Here is a 21,715-nt window from a genome sequence, read left to right as displayed (position 1 = left end):
TGCTCATGGGGAGCACGTCGTCGTGCACACCTCTCACCCTTTTTGTGAGTCACCCCCATGCGCATCTCTTCCTCCCTCTCCCTGCTGTCCCTGCTTCTCCTTCTCCCCGCATGTGGCCCGACCTCCCGCGTCGATGCGCAAGACAAGGCCACCGACTCTGCCTGCGACTACTACGACGGGTGTGAGGAAATCGGCTCCGGCGAGGGCAAGCAGTTCCAGGACCGGAGCGAGTGTGAGGTGAAGGTTCGCGATTTCTTCCAGGCCGCGTGGACGGCGGATAACTGCCCCGCCATCAACGAGAAAGGGCTCGACACGTGCCTGGAGCGCATCCGCTCCACCTCGTGCTCGAGCACGACGGACTTCCTCAACACCGCGATCCTCGTCTGTGGCGCGAACTCGGTCTGTCAGGACGCTCAGGACTGAGCGCCCGGTGGAGCGACTCGACGGGCCGCTCCTCTCCGCCCCTCCGCGCCGCCTCCGCATCAGGTCCAGTGGCCGGAGCGGGAGGGGTGGGGAGCCCGCTATATTGGCGCCATGACGCAGGGAGCAGAGGCAGGCACGGTGGGCCGCTACCGGCTGGTGTCCCGCCTGGCGCGCGGAGGGATGGCGGAGGTGTTCCTCGGCGTCCTTCCCGGGCCCGAGGGCTTCGAAAAGCCAGTGGTCGTCAAACGCCTGCTGCCGGAACTGGCCGGACAGGACGCCTACCGGCAGATGTTCGCCCAGGAGGCGCGGCTGATGGCCGCCTTCGGCCATGCACACGTCGTCTCGGTGCTGGACTTCGGGCTGGAGGCGGGTGCGCCCTACCTGGTGCTGGAGTACGTGGAGGGGGTGGACCTGGCTCGGGCGCTCGCCGCGCGAGGACCGCTGGCGCCCTCGCTCGTGCGGCACCTGGGCTTGTGCCTGCTGCGCGCGCTCGAGCATGTGCACGGCCTGCGCGACACCCAGGGCGAGTGGCTGGGGCTCGTCCACCGGGACGTGAGCCCCGCGAACGTGCTGCTGGGGCACACCGGTGACGTGAAGCTGGGCGACTTCGGCATCGCCAAGGGGCTGCGCACGCCCTCGCGCACCGGGCCCGGCAGCACGCGCGGCACGTTGCGCTACATGTCCCCCGAACAGCTGCGCGGCGGCCCCCTGGACGCGAGGACCGATCTCTTCTCACTCGGGGTGCTCCTCTACGAGGCGGTGGTGGGTCGCAGCCCCTTCGCCGCGGCCACGGACGCGCAATTGCTGCTCGCCGTGCGGGACGCGCGCCTGGAGCCCGCCGAGCACCTGCTGCAACGGGCCGGGCCGGCCCTTGCGGGCGTCCTCCAGCGCGCCCTGCGCCCACACCCCTCCGAGCGCTTCGCCTCCGCGGGAGACATGGCGCGCGCCCTGCTGGACGTGGATACCGGCTCCGGGGCGGAGCAGCCCTGGCACGTGGCCGGGCTGGTGGCGGAGACGCTCGCCGCCGGGCGTACCCCGGGGTCCTCCGGGCCCGGGAAGAGAGTCGCGAGCCCCTTCTCCGCTGCCCTGCTCGAAGGCCAGGGGGAGGAGGAGGCGTGACACAGGCGTACCCGTGCTTCCTCGCCCCGTGCCCGCCCGGACGGAAGGTGCTATGCACGGCGGGTATGTCAGGGCGTACCGAGCTCATCCCCTCGCAAGAATCGGCCAGCGGGCTCTCCGTCCGGAGGGTGAACCTCGAGGTGTCAGCCGGCCCGGATGCGGGCACCACGGTGAGCAGCTCCGCCGAGAAGCTCACCCTCGGCACGGCCCCGGGCAATGATCTGGTGCTCACCGATACCACCGTGTCGCGCTTCCACGCCGAGCTGGTGCGCGAGCGCGGCGGCTACCGGGTGAAGGACCTGGGCAGCACCAACGGCACGCGAGTGGACCACGTGCGCGTGCAGGACGCCTATGTCGCGGACGGCTCCACGCTGACCTTCGGCGGCACCACGGTGCGCTTCTCCCTGGTGGCCACGCGGGACGTGTTGCCCCTGCACCCCGAGCCCCGCTTCGGCAAGCTGGTGGGCGAGAGCGCGGTGATGCGGGCCCTGTTCGCCCAGCTGGCGCGCCTGGCCGCCACGGACGCCACGGTGCTCGTCGAGGGCGAGAGTGGCACCGGCAAGGAGCTGGTGGCCGAGGCGCTCCACCAGGCCAGCCCGCGGGCCTCGGGCCCCTTCGTGGTGGTGGACTGCGGCTCCATCCCCGCCGAGCTGGTGGAGAGCGAGCTGTTCGGCCACGAGAAGGGTGCCTTCACCGGGGCCACCCACGAGCGCCGGGGCGCCTTCGAGGCCGCCAGCGGGGGCACCCTCTTCCTGGACGAGCTGGGCGAGCTGCCCCTGGCCGTGCAGCCCAAGCTGCTGCGCGCGCTGGAGCGCCGGCAGGTCAAGCGCGTGGGCGCGGATGGGTACCGGAGCGTGGACGTGCGCTTCGTGGCCGCCACGCACCGCGACCTGCGCGAGGCCGTCAACCGCGGGCAGTTCCGCGAGGACCTGTACTTCCGGCTCGCCGTGGGCATGGTGCGCGTGCCACCGCTGCGCGCGCACCTGGAGGATCTGCCGCACCTGCTGGAGCACCTGTGGACGGAGACGTTCCGCTCGCTCGGTCTGCCTCCTCGGCCCTTCACCGCCCCCAGCCCCGAGACGCTGCACCAGCTCTCCACCTTGCCCTGGCGCGGCAACGTGCGCGAGCTGCGCAACTTCGTCGAGCGCAGCGTGGCCCTCTCCGGCGCGTTGGATGCCTCGTTCCTCCAGGCGGCCAGCGCCCCGGCGGCGCCGCCCGGGGTCCCCACCGTGCGCGTGGAGCTGCCGTACAAGGAGGCCAAGGAGGCATGGCTCGCCCACTTCGAGGAGACGTATCTGCGCCAGCGCCTGGCGGCCTCGGGCGGCAACGTGAGCCAGATGGCGCGTGAGGCCGAGGTGGACCGGGCCCACGTCATCAAGCTGCTGCGTAAGCACGCAGTGCGCTGACGTCCATGACCTCTCCATCCCCCTTGCCATGAACCCAGCTCCCATGCCGCGCTGCCCGACGTGCCAGAGCGAGTACGCCGAGGACGTCTCGTTCTGCCCCCGTGACGGCGCGACGCTGCTGCCCGCCGTGCTGGAGGGCCGCTACCGGTTGCTGTCCCCGCTCGGCACGGGAGGCATGGGCGTGGTGTACCTCGCCGAGCACCTGGGCCTGCGCAAGAGCGTGGCGGTGAAGCTGCTGCGCGGGGAGCTGTCGAGAGACTCCACCTTCGCCCGCCGCTTCGAGCAGGAGGCCATCGCCGCCAGCCAGATCGGCCACGAGCACATCGTCAACGTGACGGACCTGGGCCGCACCCCCACCGGTGAGCTCTTCTACGTCATGGAATTGCTGGAGGGAGAGAGCCTCGGGGCGCTGCTGCTGCGCGAGCGCTTCCTCCCGCTGGGGCGCGCTGTGCCGATCCTGACGCAGGTGTGCCGGGCGCTCGAGGCGGCGCACGCGCGGGGCATCGTCCACCGGGACGTGAAGCCGCAGAACGTGATGCTCCTGCAGCGCCCGAGCCATGCGGACTTCGTCAAGGTGGTGGACTTCGGCATCTCCAAGGTGATGCAGGGGCAGACGGGTGGCGGGCTCACCGAGGCGGGCGCCATCCTCGGCACCGCCAACTACATGGCCCCGGAGCAGGCGGCGGGTGGGGCGGTGGATGCCCGGGCGGATGTGTACGCGGTGGGTGTGCTCACCTATGAGGTCTGCACCGGCTCGCTGCCCTTCCGCGGGGACAACACCTTCGCCACGATGTTGCAGCACCTGGAGGCCACTGCCGAACCCCCCAGCCGGCGCCGCCCCGACCTCGGCCTGCCGCCGGAGCTGGACGCGCTGGTGCTGAGCGCGCTCGCCAAGGACCCGGCCGCTCGCCCCACTCTGGAGACGTTCCGCGCCGCGCTGGAAGCCCTCGTCCCGGGCCGCGTGCCCGTGTTTCCGCCCGCCGCACCGCCCGCTCCGCTGGTCGTGGCCGCGCCCCTCGAGCCCACCGTGGTGTCCACCCGGAACCTGGAGCCAGTCCACCGTGGCGGGCGCGGCGGGCTCCTCGTGGCAGGCGTGGGTGCGCTTCTGCTCCTCGGCGGCGTGGGGCTGTGGGCGGTCACCTCTCGCGGCCCGGCCGTGGAGCCTCCCGCTGTCTCCTCGCCGGTGCCGGCCCCGGCCCGTCCACGCCTGTCCATCGCCTCGCGGCCTGAGGGCGCCACGGTGACGCTGGGCGGGCAGGTGCTCGGAGTCACCCCCCTGGAGCTGGAGCGCCCGGACGGAGACTCCGGCCCCCTGCGCCTCACGTTGGAGGGCCATGTCCCCGAGGAGCTCGAGCGCCTGCCCGAGGGCCACAGGCTGGAAGTCACGCTGAAGAAGCCACCGCCGCCGCGCACGCGGCCCGACAAGCCCCGGACTGGCAAGGCCCAGGACAAGGTCCAGGATCTCAAGCCCAACCCCTTCTGAACCGACGATGACCACCCGCCACCGCCGCATGTCCTTCCCGGCGTTCCTCATCGCGCTGCTGCTCGCCCTGGGAGGAACGGGGGCAAGCGCCGCCGAGCCCGGGGCCGCCCGTGCCACCGCCCGCAGACACTTCGAGCGCGGCACCTCGCTCTACCAGGAGGGCCGCTACGCCGAGGCCGCCGCCGCCTTCGAGGCCGCCTACCAGGCGCGCGCCAACGGCGTGGTGCTCTACAACCTGGGCCAGTGCTACGAGAAGCTCGGCGAGCTCCAACGGGCCATCGGCTACTACCGCGACTACCTGCGCACGGTGCCCAACGCGGAGGATCGGCCGCTCGTCGAATCACTCATCGCCCGGCTGGAGAAGCGCGACGAAGAGGAGCACCATCCCCAGGTGACCGTCTCCAGCGAGCCCGCGGGGGCGCGAGTCCAGGTGGATGGCGAGGCGCGCGGGGTGACGCCCTGGCGCGACTCGTTGGAGGTGGGCCCGCACCGGCTCGAGGTGACGCGCGAAGGCTACCAGCCGTTGCGGCGCGACGTGGAGCTGCGGCCGGGCGAGCCTCTCGCGCTCCAGTTGATGCTCACGCCCCTGCCGGAGAGCGGCGTGACGGTCGAGAACCGCCCGGAACAACCGCGGCGGCGCGTCTGGACGTGGGTGGCCGCGGGCGCGGCGGGGGTGGCGGCGGCGGGGGCGGTGACGCTCGGGCTGCTGGCGCGCTCCGACTCGCGGGAGCTGCTGGCCCGGCCGCACGAGCGCGCCGAGGCGCAGCAACTGCACGACTCAGCCCTGGAGCGGGCGCGGGCCTCCAACATCCTCACCGGTACCGCGGGCGTAGCCCTGCTGGCGGGCACGGCCCTGTTCTTCATCGAGGGGAGCTTCTGACGTGCGCGCATGGCTGGTGGTGATGATGATGACCCTGGCGGGCTGCAGCGTGCAGGTCACGGGCGCGCCGTGCCAGGACGACCTGCAGTGCCCGAGCGCCCAGCGCTGCACTTCCGAGGGACGTTGCGTGGCGGGGGCCCGCTCCGGAGAGCACCTGCTCGAGTCCTGCAGCATGGCGATGGAGACGCTCGCCCGGCGCGCGGACCAGTGCTACGGCGGGATGACATCGGAGAGCTACCAGCGGCTGGCGGACATGGATTCGGTGTGCGCCTCGGTGGTGGCGAGCGTCCAGGCGGGCCGGCAGGCCTTCATCCCGGAACGGTTCGGCGCCTGCGTCCGCCAGCTGCGCGACCTGCCCTGCGGCGCGATGACGCTCGACGACTTCAGCGAGGGCAACCTGCTGGCGCGCTGCGAGGCCCTGGTGCCCCAGGCGGCGGAAGGCAACCCGTGTGGCAACAACCTGGACTGCCAGGGTGGCTGGTGCGACACGAGTGCCGGCTGCACGGGCGTGTGCAAGCGCTACGTGCCCGCGGGGAGCGGGTGTGACGGCAGCGTCCCGTGCCAGCCCGGCTCCACCTGCTCGCTCAACGTGTGCCGTGCGGATGCGAACCTGGGCGAGTCCTGCGCATGGGGAGTCCGCTGCGCGCCGGAGGCCAACGCCGCGTGCGTGGACAACCGGTGCGTCGCGCGCAAGGCGTCCGGCGCGTGCAAGAGCGCCGACGAGTGCGAGCCCGGCCATGCCTGCGTGAAGCTGAACGTGGAAGCGGGCTCGGACTCCCCGCGCGAGTGCCGCCCGGCCCGGGGCCTGGACGAGCCCTGCACTCCGGGGGCCTCCGAGTGTGGCGGCCTCCTCTACTGCGAGGCCGCCACCTCGCGCTGCCGTCCCTGGAGGGAGCTCGGACAGACCTGTTACGACCCGGATGGGACGAAGGAACTGGCTCTCTGCCTCGGAAGCCGGTGCGCCTTCGGGGCCTACCTCCAGCTCGTCTGCCAGTCGTACGTCGCCCCCGGAGGGACCTGCCTGACGGACGCGGACTGCGGCCCCACGGGGGCCTGCCACAGCAATGCCTGCATCACCACCTGGTGCCGGTGAGCCTCAGCGCGTGGAGTAGGACGCGCCGATGAAGGCGCAGCCCTCGGACTCGATGCCCCACTTCACCTGCGAGGGCACGCTGCCGTCCAGGAAGGTGGAGCGGAGGTTCGCGTCCCAGCACTCGTTCATCGTGACGGGGCTGGCGAGATCGCCCCCGGTGGCGCGCACATCCGCGCGGCCCGCGCCCGTGGACGTCCAGCGGCTCTTGATGCTCCAGCGCTCCAGGGCCACCTTGGTCAGATCGAACCAGTGGATGTTGGAGTCGGCGGCGAACTCGAAGGAGCCCTCGCCCCCGGGGACCTGGCTATAGCGGTAGGCGGCCGTGTTGGGCACGGCGGCGTCGTTGACGAACTCCTTCAGGTCCACGTCCACGGTGACGGCGGCCGTGGGGTTGGGGCGGGCATAGTGGAAGCTGATGCGGCCCCGCTTGCTGTCCTGGTGGGGGAGGCGGGCAGCCTTGTCGTAGTCGATGTCGAAGCGCCCCTCGCCATAGCCTTTGATGGCCTTGCCGTTCTCATCCACCGCCACCGTGTGCGAACCGGTGATGATGGCGGCGTACTGGCTGTCGGCGCTGCCCCTGGGCTTGGCCTCCAGGGTGTACTTGAAGGCGTTGGGAGCGGTGCGCACGGCCGTCAGCTTCCAGGTAGTGCCCTCCCAGTCGTTGTTGTGCGGACCCCACACGGCGGTGGTGCCGTCGTCGGAGGTTGGATCAAAGCCCGCCACGAAGTTGAGCGAGCCGAGCGTCCACAGGGTGACGCCGTTGACGAAGAGCACCGTGCCGCCGGTCACGAGCCAGGTGCCGGACAGGTCGCCATAGAGCTGCTCCCGCACGGTGGCGACGCCGTCGTCGATGCGCTGCGAGGTCTTCGAGGGCACGTCCAGCTTCGCCATCTCCTGGGAGGGCATGCCGTCCTTGAAGGACACCGTTTCGATCTGGGGGCCGCACGCGGCGAGGGTGAGGGAAGCCAGCGCGCCGAACATCTTCTTCATGAGAGTTTCCTCGTGTTTGGGGATCTCGCGCTCCCCATGAGCAAGGGGCGGACCAACGCCAAACCCGCGAAACGACGAGGCGGCGGTGCGGGGGTTGTAGGCTCGAGACAACAGGGAGCGCCGGGCCTATAGGCCGCAGCCAACACACCCTACCGGCCAGGCGCGGCATGAGGTGCACCGCGCCGGTTCTCATGAACGACACAGACTCGGAGACCCCCTTGGTGAGAGGGCGTACCGGCCCACGGCGCTGGACTACTTCTCCCCGACGATGGCGGGGAGGATGCACGTGTCGAACATCGTCCGCCGCGCCTCGCCTCCCAGCGGAGCGAACGCCGCCTGGTTCTGCTGGGCCACCAGAAAGGAGGCCCACGCGAGCGTCATCGACGCGTCCAGGTCCGGAATGCGCAGGTCCATGCCCCCACACGACAGCGTGCGCGCCGCCTGGGGATGGACCTTCTTGTCCGGCGGATTCGTGCCCGAGTCGGGCTCGCCAGGCCCGGGGCCCGGTCCATTCGGACAGCCGGCACCTGCCATTCCCAGACACAGCACGACCACCACCCAGCCCTTGCGCGCGAACCTCATCATTCCGCTGACTCCATCCGTCCGGCCCCTGGCATGGCGGCCACTCTGTGGCCCTGCTCACGGAGGAAGTCAAGCGCCGCAAGCTCTTTCATCTCCTCGCCCAGCAATCGCTCCCATTCCCGTCCGACCCCGTCGAGGGGACGCAATTCCACAGCGAGGGAAGGATGGGTATCCGTCCAGCGTCCCTTCAAGCTTCCAGTCAGCAAGCACGGATGTATGGAAAGCCCACCGGGTGCAATGGTTTGCGTGAGCTCAGGCCCCAGGCCACACCCCACCGTGTCCGCAACGGTGAGGCGAATCCACTGGCTGCCGGTGACGTCATCGCTCCACTCCACGATGACCTCGGCGGGCCGCTTGCGTCGCAGCGACTCCTCGGCCACGCGCGGGAAGGCGGGGTCCTTGCGCGCGCGCTCCTGGGCCAGGAGCTTCTTGAAGAGGCTGACCTTGATGGAGGCATCGTGATCCGCGTCGCGCGGGGCGATGCGGGTCCCGTCGTTCAGCCGCAGCCCCACCGACCCGTTCTTGAACCGGGCCAGCGCGGCCTCGCGCAGCGCGCTGTCGAGGTCCTCGCTGGAGCTGGGCGCTTCACTCACCTCGGTCCCCGCGCCCACGGGAGGAGGCGCACCAGGGCTCCGCCAGCGCATCCCGGCGAAGGCGCCCAGCACGACCAGCCCACCGACGAGCCCTCCCACCAGCCAGCGCGCCGCGTGCCTCTTCATGGCATCTCCACGCCGAACAGGGTGTGGGCGAGGATGCGGTTCTGGAGCTCTGTCGTCAGCGCCGCGGCCAGCTCCGCCTTGACGCCCGGCTGTTGCATCAGATCCGCCAGCAGCCGCGTGTAGAAGGGCGACGTGGTGCCGTTGACCTGCACGCCGTTGATGTCGAAGCGCGTGAGCGTGATTTCCATCATGAACAGGTCGAGCTGCGCCTCGAACGTCGCCTGGTAGGTCATGACGATGGGCAGCCCCAGCTCCTGCACGTACACACGCACCGTGCCGTCCATGTTGGGCGTGGTCTTCGCCACTACGCCCAGCACGCCTGGCCCCACCGGCACCACGTTGAAGGCGCCGGAGCGCAGCGAGCCCTGGACGACGGAGTCGCGGAAGGTGACGTAGAAGCCGCCGCCCAGCGAGTAACGGCCATCGAGCGGGCCCTCCACGTAGAGCTGCGTCTGCTCCAGCAGGTCCTTCAGCCACTGCTCCGGCTGCGGTGTGTAGGGCGGCAGCGTGGAGGTGAAGGTGCTCTCCGGCAGCAGCAGGGTGATGGGGACGCTGGAGTACTGCGTCCCGCCCGGCAGCGCGTAGTTCGTCCCGACGATGCCCTGGAGCGTCAGGCCACTGCGCGACAGGGTCCGGAAGATGGCCACCTGGGCCTCGGTCAGCCGCAGCCGGTAGTAGAGCGCATAGGGCGTGCTCAGCCCGTCATCGGGCGTCATCTGCGCCACGACCGAGCCCAGCGCGGCCGGCAGGAACAGCCGCACCTCGTCGATGAACATGGGCAGCGGGAAGAAGAGCGCGTTCGGATTCGCCGTGCGCAGCCCCACCACCGTGGCGGCTGCGTGGGCATAGTTGGGCGCGAAGACGACGCGCAGATCGTACAGGGGCTTGCCGTCCGGCCCGAGCCCCGCGCTCGTCAGGTAGGCGGGCGGCGGCGTATCGCGGTCCGCCTTCAGGTAGGCGCCGGGAATCAGGAAGTACGTCCCCGGCTCATTGGTGTTGAATCCGACGACCTTGCCCAGCGCGTCATGGAGGGGCGTGGTCGCCTCGAGGCGCGCCTGCGCGGAGGCCCCCATTGCCAGGAGGACTCCGGAAAGCAGGACCAGGCGCGCGGCGAGCAAGGTGTTTCTCGAAAGGGTGTGGGAGTGCATGGAGTGTCTCTCTCTGGCTCGATGGGAGGAGTGGTGGCCCGTGGGCGGCTAGAGGGGGACGTTCTGCGTCTGGCCGGGGAAGTCGTACTGCCCCGCGGGCGCGGTGGCCACGAGTTGCACCTCCGGGGCGACCTGGTCCCAGCCGAACAGCGTCTGGAGCGCGGCATTCAGGAAGGAGCGGCGAGCCTCCGCGGACAGCCTGGCCACCGGCACCACCGCGTCCACCAGGCCCAGCTCGAACGCGGCCAGCTCCGAGCTGCGGGGGCTGCCCGCGCTCACGCCTCCGGCGACCAGCCCGGCATGGACGCTGTTCCAGGGAATGGGCGCCAGGGCGGCGACGCTGAAGTCCAGGCCGAAGACGTGGGTGATCAGGGTGCCAGCGGCGGCGGCGGCCTCCAGCTCCGCGACCATGGCCGGCGTCTCGTTGCGGAGCTGGAAGGTGAAGGTACAGATGGGGGTGCGCTTCGTGCCGTGGATGGTGATGCCCTTGGCGGTCACAAATTGCTGCACGAAGCGCATGGCGGTCGTGCGGTTGAGCACGCACTCGTTCTGGGAGACGGTCTGGTAGAACAGGGCCTGCTTGCCCTCCCAGCTCGGGTGAATCTCCCCGGGGTTCGCCGGCAGCGTCACGTCCCGCAGAACGCGATCCGCCTGGAGGTAGCTCGGGTCCAGCTCGTAGCGCTTCAGCGTCGTCTTCGTCTTCGGATAGACCCAGATGATGTCGGACTGGCTCGGGTCGGAGGGTTCGAAATAGACCGCGTCATCCGTGGTGATGATGCGCTTGGCGGGCACGGCGGCCTGCGCCGTGCTGACCGTCATGACCAATACCACTGCACCCCAGAAAGTCATTGTTTGCCTCGGAAGGATGGACAGCGAAAGCAGCGGGAGAACAACGACCCGGGAGCGGCCGGAGACGGCTCTGGCACCACTCCCGGGCAAAGCCTCTCAACGAACGGCCATCACTGCCAGTACAGCGCGCAGTCGCCGTTCAGGTTGCGGCTGATGTCACCCGCGGTCGACAGCAGCACGCAGCCCACGGACACCGGGAAGGCGGTGTACGCGACGTTGACGCCGTTGGGGCTGGTGAACTGGCGGGTGAAGTTGACGGACTTCTGCTGGCTCTCGAACTTGGCGTCGAGCCGGAAGCCGTAGGACGGCGTGCCCGTCTTCACCGGGTCCAGGTTGGGGCTCATGGGGGCCAGCATCTGCTCGGAGATGCTCTGCACGAAGCGCTCCACCGCCTGGTAGACCTGGGTCTGCTGCGCCGCGTTGTCCGGGTCGATGGTCGGCGTGGTGACGACGTTGCCGAACTGGTCCTTGTACTCCACCCAGATGCCACAGTCGGTGGGCGGGCGGCCCACGCACAGGCCCTCGCGGCGCCAGAACGTCTCCAGCTCCGCCTTCCACAGGAAGCCCTTGGCGCCGGCGTACGCGTGGAAGTTCTGGAACAGCTTCTGGTACTTCACCGTGACGGTGGCGGTGAAGGCCGTGCCCGCCTCGAGGTACTCCGCCTCCACGTTGAGCTGGAGGGCGTTGCCCTGGCGGAGCATGACCTGCGTCACCATGGCGCCGTTCTTCGACAGCAGGCCCGTCATGGCGATGTTCTCACCGAGCGTGGGGCCCTTCTGCGAGTACTCGATCTCCCGGTAGATCTTCCCGGAGCACTCCTCGACGGTTTCGCCCGTGACCGGGTCCTCGAAGGTCTCGCAGAACTCCTCGCCCGTCTCCGGGTTGATGCCCGGCGTCATGGGGACGATCTTCGTCTTGCGGAACGGCCACTGGACGGGCGTCTTGCCAGCGGCGGTGATGGCATTGAACAGCGCCGTCTTGTTGGAGCCGAAGACGCCGTACTCCATCTGCGCGTTCAGGAGGCCCTCGCCGTTGCCGAGCAGGGCAAAGCCAATCAGCGGCATGCCGTTCATCGTCGCCGTACGCCCGCCCTTGGGCGCGTAGTAGACGATGTTGGAATTGGCATGGTCATACGCGAGCGCGAACGTGCTGTTGATTTTGGGGTCCTGGATGATGTTGACCGGGACCTTGCTCGGGCTGATGGGATACGCCCCGGCGGCGCCAGCCGCCAGCGAACCAGCGGCCATCATGGACAGATAGACATTCCTCAGAGTCAGCTTCATTCACTTCACCTCATCGTGACATCGGGTCATGTACCGCAAGGGCAGACCCATCTCCTGCCCCTCCGCGTGCAGCGCGGACGGACCCGTCCAGCCCCGAGCGACCACCCGGTTCCGGGCAGCCGCTCGCGTCCGGAGCGCACACCTGTCCCGGCACCGGCCCCGGGGGACCGGCTCAGTCAGGTCGTGTGATGATGGGGACCCCCCCTTTTATCCACGGGACACAAGTCGCCCCTGGATGACTGCGCATGATACGGACAAACGTTGAGCCTGCAAGTTGATTCGGAAATAATCAGACATATAGGGAAACTTTTCCATCAAGGGCAGACCTCATTTCCTGAGAGGGAATCTCTATTCCCACCCCTTGGTCTGGCCATAGGGGATTTCCGCAATCACTTGCGACGCATGAGATGGATGGGGACCCTCCAGCGCGAAGCTCCTGCGCAGCGGCCCGGTTTCAGTCCACTCGTGGCATGCGCTCCGTCTTCGGCTCCGCCCTCGTCGTTGCCTCAGGCGGAGGGCTCGTCTCTTGCGGCTTCGGCTCCGCTCTCACTTGAGGGAGCTCATGAGCGCGCAAACCCGTCGCTTGCATCCTGGTCACCAAAAGACAAACGTGCACCGTCACTCGCGCGGATGGACGCCAGCGCGAGCCAGCCTGGATGACGACGTGATGGAACCCCCTCTTGCTCCAAGGCGTACCTGCTTCGCTTGGATGCTTGCACCCTACTGTGCACGGATTGTGACTGCCAGTAAAATCCGCGTAACCAGAGATTCGCCTATAAGATTTTTATAGAAACAAAATCTCGTTTTCCCGAGAGATGATAGGCTTGAATCCAGCCTTCCGTGACATGAGTCGCGCTCTTGGGTCTTTATCTGACGATTTCGCGGGCCTGGCAGTCACGCGCTGAGCCCCCGCTGAGCCCCCTATGAGTGCTTGAGCGGCAGCCGGACCCGGAAGATCGAGCCGACTCCTTCCTGGCTCACCACCTCGATGTTTCCGCCGTGGGCGCGCACGATGCGGCGGGAGACGGAGAGTCCCAGTCCGATGCCGGGGATCTCCGCGCTCGAGCCCTTGCTCCGTCTGAAGGGCTCGAAGATGCGCTCGTACTCGTCGGGAGGGATGCCCACGCCCTCGTCGGAGACGGAGATCATGACCTCGTCCTGGGCTTGCTCGAGCAGCACCCGCACGCGGCCTCCCCGGGGTGAGTATTTGATGGCATTGCTCAGGAGGTTGGTGAGCACCTGGGTTAGGCGCGTCGGATCCCCGTGCACCGGAACGGGCCTGTCGGGCACGGAGAGCTCGAGCTGGTGCTGCTGGCTCGAGGGCCGGTGGAGCTCGACCACATCCGTTACGAGCACGCGCAGATCGGTGTCCTCCAGGCGGAGCTCGAGATTGCCAGCCTCGATCCGGGTCTGCTCCAGGAGGTCTCCCACCATGCGATCGAGCCGATCGAGCTGCGCGGAGATCCGGACCAGTGACTCCCGGACCTTCTCGGGTGGCGGCGGCGCCGGTGCCCGAAGGAGGATTTGAGCCGACAGCTTGAGGGCATTGAGCGGGGTGCGCAGATCGTGGGCAACTCCCGCCAGGAATTGGAGATGCCGCGTGTCCTGACTGACCAGGGTGTCCGCCATGTCGTTGAACTCGGCGGCCACCTCGCGCAGCTCGAGGGGTCCCACCTGCGCCACCCTCGACTCCCGTTGTCCGGACTTGAAGGCAGCCAGCGCCTGGCGAATCGACAGGAGCGGCAGATAGAGGCGCGTGCGGGTGACGGCGAGGACCAGCGCGGCACCCGTCACGATGCCTATCGCGAGGAGTCCTCCGATGAGCATTGCCGCGTCGCTCACCCGTGTCGCCTCATCGCGGACGGCACGGGCCCTCTCGATGTTCGAGGCGGACACGGCCGCGGTCGCCTCGACGGCCCCCCTCAGCGTGGGCAGCCGTTCCCGGGCTGGAGCGCGAAGGTATGTCTCGACCTTGTTGCGGGCATTCGCGATCAGCGCCTGTTCCTGGGCGGTGTTCGCGTACTGCCCGACCTGCTGCAGCTGCTCCGATACCCGGCGGTGCGCCTCGTCTATGCTGATGGGGGGCCCCTTGTCCGAGGCATGGATGCTCGCGAACTCCTGGACCACCTGGAGCAGGAAGAGCGCGTGTGCCAGCTGCTCGGCGGAGTGCACCCTTTCAATGGATTCGCTCAGGTCCGTGGTCCGCGACTGGAACTGGGTGCTCATCCAGAACAAGCCCGCCGCGGACCCAAGACTCAGGAGTGCCAGCAGACCCGCGCCGATGAGGAAGAGGCTCCGTAGCCGCATGAGGACGACCCCCGGGTGAGAGCCGTCACCATACCGGTACTGGCTGGCCCGGGTTCATCCCGGGCCGCCGAGTGTCGTGTTCGCGGGCTACCTCGTTCCGCTCCTCCCGCCGTCGAGCGAACAGTTAGAGCCGGACCTGGATTTCATAGCGGCGGTTCTTCGCCTTCTTGGCCGCCGTGTCATCCGGCTTCACCAGCAACTGCTCCGAGCCGCGGCCCACGGAGATGATCTCCGCGCGCGGCACACCCCGCGAGACGAGCTCCTTGACGATGACCTCGGCCCGCTTCGCGCTCAGCTCCTTGTTCTTGGCCGCGTCGCCGCTCGAGTCGGTGTGACCGGAGACCTCGAACCGGTAGTTCTTCACCCCCCCCGCATCGAGCTGCTTCTTCGCCTCGACGAGGGCGTTGGTGAGGTTCTTGAGCTTCTTGTCGCAGCCGGGCTCGAGCACGTCGGTGCCCGACTTGAAGCTGCACTGATTCTTGCGAGCATCGTCCGTCAGCTTGGCGTTGATCTTCTTCTCGAGGGTGCCCTTGCCCGTGTCGCTCGCCGCCTTCTTGAGCTGGTCGAACGGGCTCTGAGCGAGCGAGACGGCGGGAACCGCGAGCAGGGACAGGGCAATGCACAGCGCCTTCATCTTCATGGTTGCCTCCTTCGTGGGACTGCGAGGGGCCCCACGCTGCACGGATGGACCTCGTGCGTCCAGCACCGAGCGCACCCGGCCCGGGAGGCAGGTTGCTCGGGGAGGGGAGGAGAGTTCGTCGGGGCTGCAAAGGCTGCGCGCCCGTCCTTCTCGCCGCAAGGCTTGCGCCTCGTCTGGAGCATCTCCCCTCGACATCCCCCTGGTGCGCTTCTTGCCCTTGTCACGCAAGGTTGAGTTCCATGCAGGAGCGGGGGGAAAGCCCGATGTTTCCTGGTTTCGAGCGCGCTAGAACGTTGACCTACCCATGGCGGAGACCTTGTTCGAAGAGCTGAAACGGTATGTGGGCTTCGGAGCGGAGGACGAGCAGTCACTCCGGGCCCTGCACGAGGTGGCCCGGGGCGAGTTCCCGGCCGTCGCGGAAGTCTTCTATGCCCGCATCCTGGAGCACGAAGGGGCGCGCAGCGCCCTGGCGGGCGAGAGCCAGGTAGGACACCTCAAGGTCACCCTGAGGGCCTGGATGGAGCAGTTGCTGCGCGGGCCCTGGGATGAGGACTACTACCTGCTGCGCTGCCGCATCGGCCGCATGCACGTGCGCATCGCGCTGCCCCAGCACTACATGTTCGGCGCGATGAACACCCTGCGGCAGGAGTTCAACCGCATCATCGATGAGAACTACGTCCGCCAGCCCGACATGCTGCGCTCCGCGCGGGTGGCCCTCGGGAAGATCCTCGATCTCGAGCTGGCCATCATGCTGCACACCTACCGGGAGGATCTGCTCGCCCAGCAGGCGCGCAACGAGCGGCTGTCGACGTTCGGCCAGCTCGTGGGCTCCATCGGGCACGAGCTGCGCAACCCCCTGGGCGTCATCGAGACGTCGCTCTTCATCCTCAAGGGCCGGCCCCTGGCCTCCGACGAGCGTGCCACCAAGCACCTGGATCGCATTGGCGAGCAGGTGGCGCTGGCCAACCGCATCGTCTCGGACCTGCTGGACATGATCCGCGACCGTCCGCTCAAGCGCGAGCCGCTGCGGCTCGACGAGGTGTGGAAGGACGCGCTCACGTCGGTGCACGTGCCCGCGGGCGTGTCCATCCAGGCCGAGGGCCTGTCGGAGCTGCCCACGTTGCAGGGGGACGCCGGGCAGATGCGTCAGGTCTTCGTCAACCTGCTGGAGAACGCCGTGCAGGCCCTGGGGGAGACGGGCTCCGTGATGCTGTTCGCCTCGGCGGGCCCGGACGCGGTGGAGCTGGTCCTGGAGGACACGGGGCCGGGCGTCAGCGAGCCCATCCGGCGCCGCATGTTCGAGCCGCTGATGACCACCAAGGCGAGGGGCATCGGTCTGGGCCTGCCGCTCGTCAAGCGCATCGTCGAACGCCACGGCGGCTCCATCGCCTACGCTCCCCGCGAGGGCCGTGGGGCGCGCTTCGTCCTTCGGCTTCCTGTCCCCACCTCCTCTGTAGGAACGGCATGAGGAACTACCTGCTACTCGATGACAACAAGGCCTTCGCGGAGAACCTCGCGGAGATCCTCCGGGACGGGGGGGATGAGGCCACGGTCGTGACGGATGGGGCGTGCGCGCTGGAGTTGGCGCGTAGCCGTCGTTTCGATGTGCTCCTCACGGACATGAAGATGCCCGGCATGAGCGGCGCCGCGGCGGTGCATCACATCCGCAAGGTGGATCCGGGACTCGCCGCCGTGGTCATCACCGCCTACCCCGGAGAGGATGATCTCGAGACGGCCCGGCGCGAGGGGCTGCTCGCGGTGCTGCCCAAGCCCGTGCCCATTCCCACGCTCGTCTCGCTGCTGTCCGAGGCGCGCCGGGATGGACTGGTGGCGCTCGTCGAGGATGATCTGGCGCTCAGCGACAACCTCACCGAGGTGCTGCGCTCCCGTGGCTTCTCGTGCGTCACCGCGCGCTCGGTGCTGGATGCGGAGCAGCTGTCCTCCGTGCGGCCCTTCGCGGCGCTGGTGGACCTGCGGCTGCCGGGGGGCCCGGATGGTGAGGCGCTGCGCCGGCTGCGGACGCGCTTCCCCGAGCTGCCGGTGTTCGTGATGACGGCCTTCCCGGAGGTGTTGCCAGCGGCGGCCTTGCCGGAGCACACGGACATCTTCTCCAAACCCTTTGATACGACCGCGTTGCTGGATGTGCTGGAGCGCATCCACGCTTCGCGCCAGCAGCAGGCCTCATGACGCACCCACTCTCCAATCGTCCTCGTGTGCTCGTCGTCGATGACAACGCGGCCTTCCTCGACAACCTCCAAGAGTTGCTGGGCGACGCGGGCTATCTGGTGGAGGGGGCGAGCAGCTGCCGCGAGGCCCGGGAGCGGGCGCGGGCGGGCTTCGACGTGGCACTGGTGGATCTGCGGCTTCCAGACGGGGAGGGGACGGCGCTCTCCCGCGAGCTGAAGGAGCTGGTTCCCGAGTCCGAGGTGGTGCTGCTCACCGGCTTCGCGACGCTGGAGACGGCCGTGGCGGCGGTCCGAGCGGGGGCCTGCGCCTACTTGATGAAGCCCTGTGCGCCCAACGAGTTGCTCCTCACGTTGGAGCAGGCCATGCGGCAGGTGCGCCTGCAGGCCGAGAAGCGCGAGCTGGCGCGCCGGGCCCAGGTGACGGAGAAGCTCGCCGCCGTGGGCACCATGACGGCGGGGCTCTCGCATGAGATTCGCAACCCGCTCAACGCGGCGGCGCTCCAGCTCTCGGTGTTGGAGCGCCGGGTGCGTCGGCTCTCCGAGTCGCTGCAACCCAACCTCCTGGAGCCGTTGATGCTGGTGCGCGATGAGATCCGCCGGTTGGATCACATCCTCGAGGACTTCCTCCAGTTCGCGCGGCCGCGGGAGTTCCGCCCGGAGGCGGTGGAGGTGAAGGCGTTGTTGAGGCGCGTGGTGGATCTGCTGGGAGGCCAGGCGGATGCGCGCCGGGTGCGTCTGGAGCAGGAGGGTGACGGAGGTGCGTCGGTGCCTCCCGTCTGGGGCGAGGAGGAGCGGTTGCGCCAGGTGCTCATCAACCTGGCCCTCAACGCCCTGGAGGCCACACCCGCTGGCGGGCTCGTCCGGGTCTCCGCGGGCCGCGAGGGGGACATGGCGTGGATCACCATGGACGACACGGGCCCGGGCGTTCCGCCGGAGAACCGTGATCGGCTCTTCGAGCCCTTCTTCACCACGAAGGCCCAGGGGTCGGGCCTGGGCCTGTCCATCGTCCATGCCATCGTGACGCAGCACGGGGGCTCGCTGGAGGTGGGCAGCTCGCCAGAGGGTGGGGCGCGGTTCATCCTGCGTCTGCCCCTGGCGCGCTGAGCTACTCGGAGGGGGGCTCTGCCTCCAGGTCGTCCCCCTCGTCGATGGTGTCGGACTGCGCCGTGCCGCTCTTGTCGGGGCGGTACTCCTTCAGCCGGTACTGCACCTTGCGCACGCTGATCCCGAGAATCTCCGCGGTGCGGGTGGTGGAGCCCTTCACCATCTCCATGGTCTGGAGGATCGCCTCGCGCTCGATCTGCGCCAGGGTGGCTCCCGGGATGAGCGACGACACGGAGACGCCGGCGGGGCGTGGGCCTCGGAGCACGGGCGGGAGATCATCCGTCGTCAGCTCGGAGCCCGTGGCCAGCACCACCGCGCGCTCGATGGCGTTTTCCAGCTCGCGGATGTTGCCGGGCCAGCCGTACGACAGCAGCGCCTGGAGCGTGCCCGGCGCCAGTCCCCGCACATCCTTGCCGTACGCGTCGCTGTACTTCTCCAGGAAGTGGTTCACCAGCGCGGGGATGTCGCTCTTGCGCTCGCGCAGCGGCGGCAGCGTCACCGCCACCACGTTCAGCCGGTAGTAGAGGTCCTCGCGGAACCTGCCCGCCTTCACCTCGGCCAGCAGATCCCGGTGGGTCGCCGCCACGATGCGCACGTCCACCTTCAGCGTCTGTGTGCCGCCCACGCGCTCGAACTCGCGCTGCTGCAGCACGCGCAGCAGCTTCACCTGCACCGACGGGGAGATCTCCCCGATCTCGTCCAGGAAGAGGGTGCCCCCGTCGGCCAGCTCGAAGCGGCCCTCCTTGCGGGCCAGCGCGCCGGTGAAGGCGCCCTTCTCGTGACCGAAGAGCTCGCTCTCCAGCAGGCTCTCGGAGAGCGCGGCGCAGTGCACCTTGACGAAGGGCTTGTCGCGCCGCTGTGACTCCTGGTGGATGGCCTGGGCGATCAGCTCCTTGCCCGTGCCGGACTCGCCGAGGATGAGCACCGTGGCGCGCGTGGCCGCCGCCTTCTTCACCATGTCGTAGACGGCCTGGAGCTGGGGCGACTCGCCGATGATGTTGTGGAAGCGCGTGCGCTCGCGTACCTGCTCGCGCAGGCTCTCCGCCTCGCGCTTGAGGGCCCGCTTCTCCAGCGCCTTGCCCAACACCACCAGCACGGCGTTGGCGTCCAGGGGCTTGGTCAGGTAGTTCTCGGCGCCGGCGCGCATGGCCTCCACCGCCGCCTCCACGCTGGCGAAGGCGGTCATCATGATGAACGAGGCATCCGAGCCCAGCTCGCGCGCCTTCTTCAGGAAGGTGAGCCCGTCCATCTTCGGCATGCGGACGTCCGTCAGGACGACGGCCGGTGAGAAATCCGCCAGCCGGGTGAGTGCCTCCTCGCCATGGGAGGCCTCGGCCACCTCATAGCCCTCCTCGCCGAGGATGGTGGCGATGGCGCGGCGGGCATTGTCCTCGTCGTCGACGACCAGGATGCGTTGAGCAGACATGGTGCTCACCGTAACAAGCAATTGCCCGTGAGGGGGGGAGGGATTGTGGTCACGGTGCGCAACCCGTCCTCACACGTCGCATCACGGTTCGTAACTGGCGGCCCGCTCCCTTCTCCGCATGCGCCACGGCCGGTGGCGATCCTCCTCGAGCGCCGCCGCATGTTGCTCGTCCCAGGTGTCGATGATGGGTTCGATGCGCGGGGTGAGCCGCAGCATGGAGCTGGGGAAGCAGCGCTCCGGGAGCGCATCGAAGATCCCCCGGGCGAGCGCCGCCTCGTTCTCACTCCGCACGGCCACGTGGGGGCGGACGATGAGGTCCGTATAGTGGGGAAGTCCATCCGCTCCATCCACCCGCCGGGCCACCGCCGAGCTCTGATAGAAAAGAACCTCCACATTCAGGGAACGCGCCTGCTCCAGGAAGGCCAACAGGGTGCGTCCCTCCACGGCTGCCACCAGCAGGGTCTCGGGGTTCCATTGTCCCACCAGCTCGGAAGGATGCCCGGCCATGGGAATGGCGGGGCCTCGATCTCCCAGGAGCAGCGCACCGCATCCGCTCTGCCACTGGAGCCGCGTCTCGAACTCGGTGATGGCAACGTAGGTCACATCGCACCTCCGGGTTTCGTCACCCGCGGTGGGACTTTCAATGTGCGTGCCGTCCCGACTCGCTGACGGCCGGAAGCGCCTTCTCGAGCGAGCCTCACGGCAGGGGGCCGGGTGCCCGTCTGCTCATTCGGGCCGGACGAGCAACACCGGCCGGGTGCTGCTCTGGAGCACCTCCTGCGCCACCGAGCCGGCCAGCGCCTTGCTCAACCCCGAGCGGCCGTGGGTTGCCAGACAGATGACATCGCAGCTGTGCCGCTCGGCCGCCTGGGTGATGGCCTCGGACACCTTCCGGCCATGGACCACCTCCACCCGCGTGGAGATGCCGCGCACCGCCGCCTCGGGAGGGATGAGCCCCCGCAACTCCTCGGCGAGCCGTTCCTGCTCGGCCGTGGGGAACGTGCTGCCCTGCGACCCGAGGGACGGAGCATAGAGGGAGGTTGTACCGCCCACGGACTCCAGCACATGCAGCAGGTAGACGGTGCCACCGGCTGGGACGAGCGAATAGGCATGACGGACGGCGCTGACGCCGACCTCGGAGAGATCCGTGGGAGCCAGCACCCGGCGCACCTCGGGGATGGTGAGGGTGGACGCCATGCTGGCCGGCACGCACAGCACGGAGACGGGCGACTCGTGGACGATCCGCTGCGACACCGAGCCATACCACCACTTGCTCGCCCCGGTGCGCTGGTGGGTGCCCACCACGATGAGATCCGCCTCCTCCTTGCGCGCCAGCGCCACCAGCGAGTCCGAGGGGCGGCCCAGGCCAGGATCCAGGTGCACCCACACCGCTCCGGAGCCGGGCATGTCACCCAGACGGGCCGTCAGATCCCTGCGCAGGGCTTCCTCCACCTCGGGCGTCACCTCGGACTCGGGGGAGAGGGGGACGCCATAGCGCACGTGGGCATCCGCGCCCCAGTAATGGTGGGCGGCCACCACCTCGCAGTTGCCGAGCGTGCGCAGCTTGCGCACCCACGCCACCGCCGCCTCCGAGGGGGGAGAGAAATCCAGCCCCAGGAGGATGCGCAGGCTGCGCTCTCCGCGGGCCCAGGCCTCCAATGGGCTCGCCGAGCGGACGACCAGTACTGGACACCGGGCCGACTGGACCACCCGCTCCGCCACGTTGCCGATGCGCCAGCGCGGTGCCCGCTGCCCATGGTGGGACACGACGATGAGCGAGGCGTGGACCGTGGCCGCGTGCTCGACGAGGACCTCGTCGGGGGTGCCTTCCAGCAGGTGGATCTCCACCCGCGTGTCCCCGCTCCGCAGCTCGGCGGCCTGGCCCTCCAGCCGGGAGCGCACCTCGCGGCGCAGGGCTTCATCGGTCGAGCTGGTGCGCCCCGCGCTGCCGTACTCGGTGATGTGCACCAGGTGGAGCACCTCGCCGCTCCGGTGGGCGAGTGCCGCCGCCGCCCTGGCCGTCATCATCGCCCGTTCCGAGAAGTCCGTTCCGAAGACGATCGACATGGTGCACCCT

The 21,715-nt window shown here is 69.0% G+C and carries 20 protein-coding genes; 9 read left to right on the top strand and 11 right to left on the bottom strand.

What is annotated here, in order from left to right; translation table 11 throughout:
* Positions 1 to 57 precede the first annotated feature (57 nt).
* The 6 genes from DAT35_RS53550 (at position 58) to DAT35_RS53525 (ending at position 6,404) form a co-directional block, all read left to right on the top strand.
* A complete protein-coding gene (locus tag DAT35_RS53550) occupies positions 58 to 423 on the top strand; it encodes a DUF6184 family natural product biosynthesis lipoprotein (protein WP_108077232.1) in 366 nt (121 codons plus the stop codon).
* Between the two features lie 111 nt (positions 424 to 534).
* Positions 535 to 1,542, top strand: a complete 1,008-nt coding sequence (locus DAT35_RS53545) for a serine/threonine-protein kinase (RefSeq protein WP_108077231.1) — start codon at positions 535 to 537, stop codon at positions 1,540 to 1,542.
* 65 nt (positions 1,543 to 1,607) lie between these two features.
* The gene (locus DAT35_RS53540; protein WP_108077230.1) at positions 1,608 to 2,948 is read left to right on the top strand and encodes a sigma 54-interacting transcriptional regulator; all 1,341 of its coding nucleotides are present in this window, start codon (positions 1,608 to 1,610) and stop codon (positions 2,946 to 2,948) included.
* 43 nt (positions 2,949 to 2,991) lie between these two features.
* Positions 2,992 to 4,431, top strand: a complete 1,440-nt coding sequence (locus DAT35_RS53535) for a serine/threonine-protein kinase (protein ID WP_158502289.1) — start codon at positions 2,992 to 2,994, stop codon at positions 4,429 to 4,431.
* A 7-nt stretch (positions 4,432 to 4,438) separates the two neighbouring features.
* Complete coding sequence (locus DAT35_RS53530; RefSeq protein ID WP_108077228.1) at positions 4,439 to 5,311, top strand: PEGA domain-containing protein; 873 nt, start codon at positions 4,439 to 4,441, stop codon at positions 5,309 to 5,311.
* 1 nt (position 5,312) lies between these two features.
* Entirely contained in the window at positions 5,313 to 6,404 is a 1,092-nt protein-coding gene (locus DAT35_RS53525) for a hypothetical protein (RefSeq protein ID WP_108077227.1), read from the top strand.
* 3 nt (positions 6,405 to 6,407) lie between these two features.
* On the opposite strand, the gene DAT35_RS53520 is transcribed toward DAT35_RS53525, so the two are convergent.
* The 8 genes from DAT35_RS53520 to DAT35_RS53485 form a co-directional block, all read right to left on the bottom strand.
* Positions 6,408 to 7,394: a hypothetical protein gene (locus DAT35_RS53520; RefSeq protein ID WP_108077226.1), complete on the bottom strand. Its 987-nt coding sequence runs from the start codon at positions 7,392 to 7,394 to the stop codon at positions 6,408 to 6,410.
* A 252-nt stretch (positions 7,395 to 7,646) separates the two neighbouring features.
* Entirely contained in the window at positions 7,647 to 7,979 is a 333-nt protein-coding gene (locus DAT35_RS53515) for a hypothetical protein (protein WP_108077225.1), read from the bottom strand.
* Entirely contained in the window at positions 7,976 to 8,695 is a 720-nt protein-coding gene (locus tag DAT35_RS53510) for a hypothetical protein (RefSeq protein WP_108077224.1), read from the bottom strand. The genes DAT35_RS53515 and DAT35_RS53510 overlap by 4 nt, the downstream gene beginning before the upstream one ends.
* Complete coding sequence (locus DAT35_RS53505; protein WP_146210254.1) at positions 8,692 to 9,843, bottom strand: hypothetical protein; 1,152 nt, start codon at positions 9,841 to 9,843, stop codon at positions 8,692 to 8,694. Before DAT35_RS53505 ends, DAT35_RS53510 begins: the two co-directional genes overlap by 4 nt.
* Positions 9,844 to 9,891: 48 nt before the next feature.
* Positions 9,892 to 10,662 carry a hypothetical protein gene (locus tag DAT35_RS53500; RefSeq protein WP_146210253.1) on the bottom strand — a complete coding sequence of 257 codons (771 nt, stop codon included), beginning with the start codon at positions 10,660 to 10,662 and terminating at the stop codon, positions 9,892 to 9,894.
* A gap of 140 nt (positions 10,663 to 10,802) precedes the next feature.
* Positions 10,803 to 11,975 (bottom strand): hypothetical protein, encoded by a 1,173-nt coding sequence (locus DAT35_RS53495; protein ID WP_108077221.1) that lies wholly within the window; start codon positions 11,973 to 11,975, stop codon positions 10,803 to 10,805.
* A gap of 921 nt (positions 11,976 to 12,896) precedes the next feature.
* Positions 12,897 to 14,282: a HAMP domain-containing sensor histidine kinase gene (locus DAT35_RS53490; RefSeq protein WP_108077220.1), complete on the bottom strand. Its 1,386-nt coding sequence runs from the start codon at positions 14,280 to 14,282 to the stop codon at positions 12,897 to 12,899.
* A gap of 124 nt (positions 14,283 to 14,406) precedes the next feature.
* Positions 14,407 to 14,922, bottom strand: coding sequence for an OmpA family protein (locus DAT35_RS53485; protein WP_108077219.1), 516 nt, complete (start codon positions 14,920 to 14,922; stop codon positions 14,407 to 14,409).
* Between the two features lie 304 nt (positions 14,923 to 15,226).
* On the opposite strand from DAT35_RS53485, the gene DAT35_RS53480 reads away from it, so the two are divergent.
* The 3 genes from DAT35_RS53480 to DAT35_RS53470 are packed head-to-tail and all read left to right on the top strand — an operon-like array spanning position 15,227 to position 18,212.
* Positions 15,227 to 16,390 carry a protoglobin domain-containing protein gene (locus DAT35_RS53480; protein WP_108077218.1) on the top strand — a complete coding sequence of 388 codons (1,164 nt, stop codon included), beginning with the start codon at positions 15,227 to 15,229 and terminating at the stop codon, positions 16,388 to 16,390.
* The gene (locus DAT35_RS53475) at positions 16,387 to 17,109 is read left to right on the top strand and encodes a response regulator (RefSeq protein ID WP_108077217.1); all 723 of its coding nucleotides are present in this window, start codon (positions 16,387 to 16,389) and stop codon (positions 17,107 to 17,109) included. Before DAT35_RS53480 ends, DAT35_RS53475 begins: the two co-directional genes overlap by 4 nt.
* Positions 17,106 to 18,212, top strand: a complete 1,107-nt coding sequence (locus tag DAT35_RS53470; RefSeq protein ID WP_108077216.1) for a sensor histidine kinase — start codon at positions 17,106 to 17,108, stop codon at positions 18,210 to 18,212. Before DAT35_RS53475 ends, DAT35_RS53470 begins: the two co-directional genes overlap by 4 nt.
* Position 18,213: 1 nt before the next feature.
* Here the strand turns inward: DAT35_RS53470 and DAT35_RS53465 are convergent, their stop codons facing one another.
* From DAT35_RS53465 to DAT35_RS53455, 3 genes are all read right to left on the bottom strand, one after another.
* Positions 18,214 to 19,638, bottom strand: a complete 1,425-nt coding sequence (locus DAT35_RS53465; RefSeq protein WP_108077215.1) for a sigma-54 dependent transcriptional regulator — start codon at positions 19,636 to 19,638, stop codon at positions 18,214 to 18,216.
* An 81-nt stretch (positions 19,639 to 19,719) separates the two neighbouring features.
* On the bottom strand, positions 19,720 to 20,241 hold the full coding sequence (locus DAT35_RS53460; RefSeq protein ID WP_233262241.1) for an OsmC family protein: 522 nt from the start codon (positions 20,239 to 20,241) through the stop codon (positions 19,720 to 19,722).
* Between the two features lie 123 nt (positions 20,242 to 20,364).
* Positions 20,365 to 21,705, bottom strand: a complete 1,341-nt coding sequence (locus DAT35_RS53455) for a universal stress protein (protein ID WP_108077214.1) — start codon at positions 21,703 to 21,705, stop codon at positions 20,365 to 20,367.
* Positions 21,706 to 21,715 lie beyond the last annotated feature (10 nt).

It is taken from the genome of Vitiosangium sp. GDMCC 1.1324 (assembly GCF_003044305.1).
In the GTDB taxonomy this organism is placed as follows: Bacteria; Myxococcota; Myxococcia; order Myxococcales; family Myxococcaceae; genus Archangium.
This window is presented reverse-complemented; position numbering and strand designations above follow the sequence as displayed.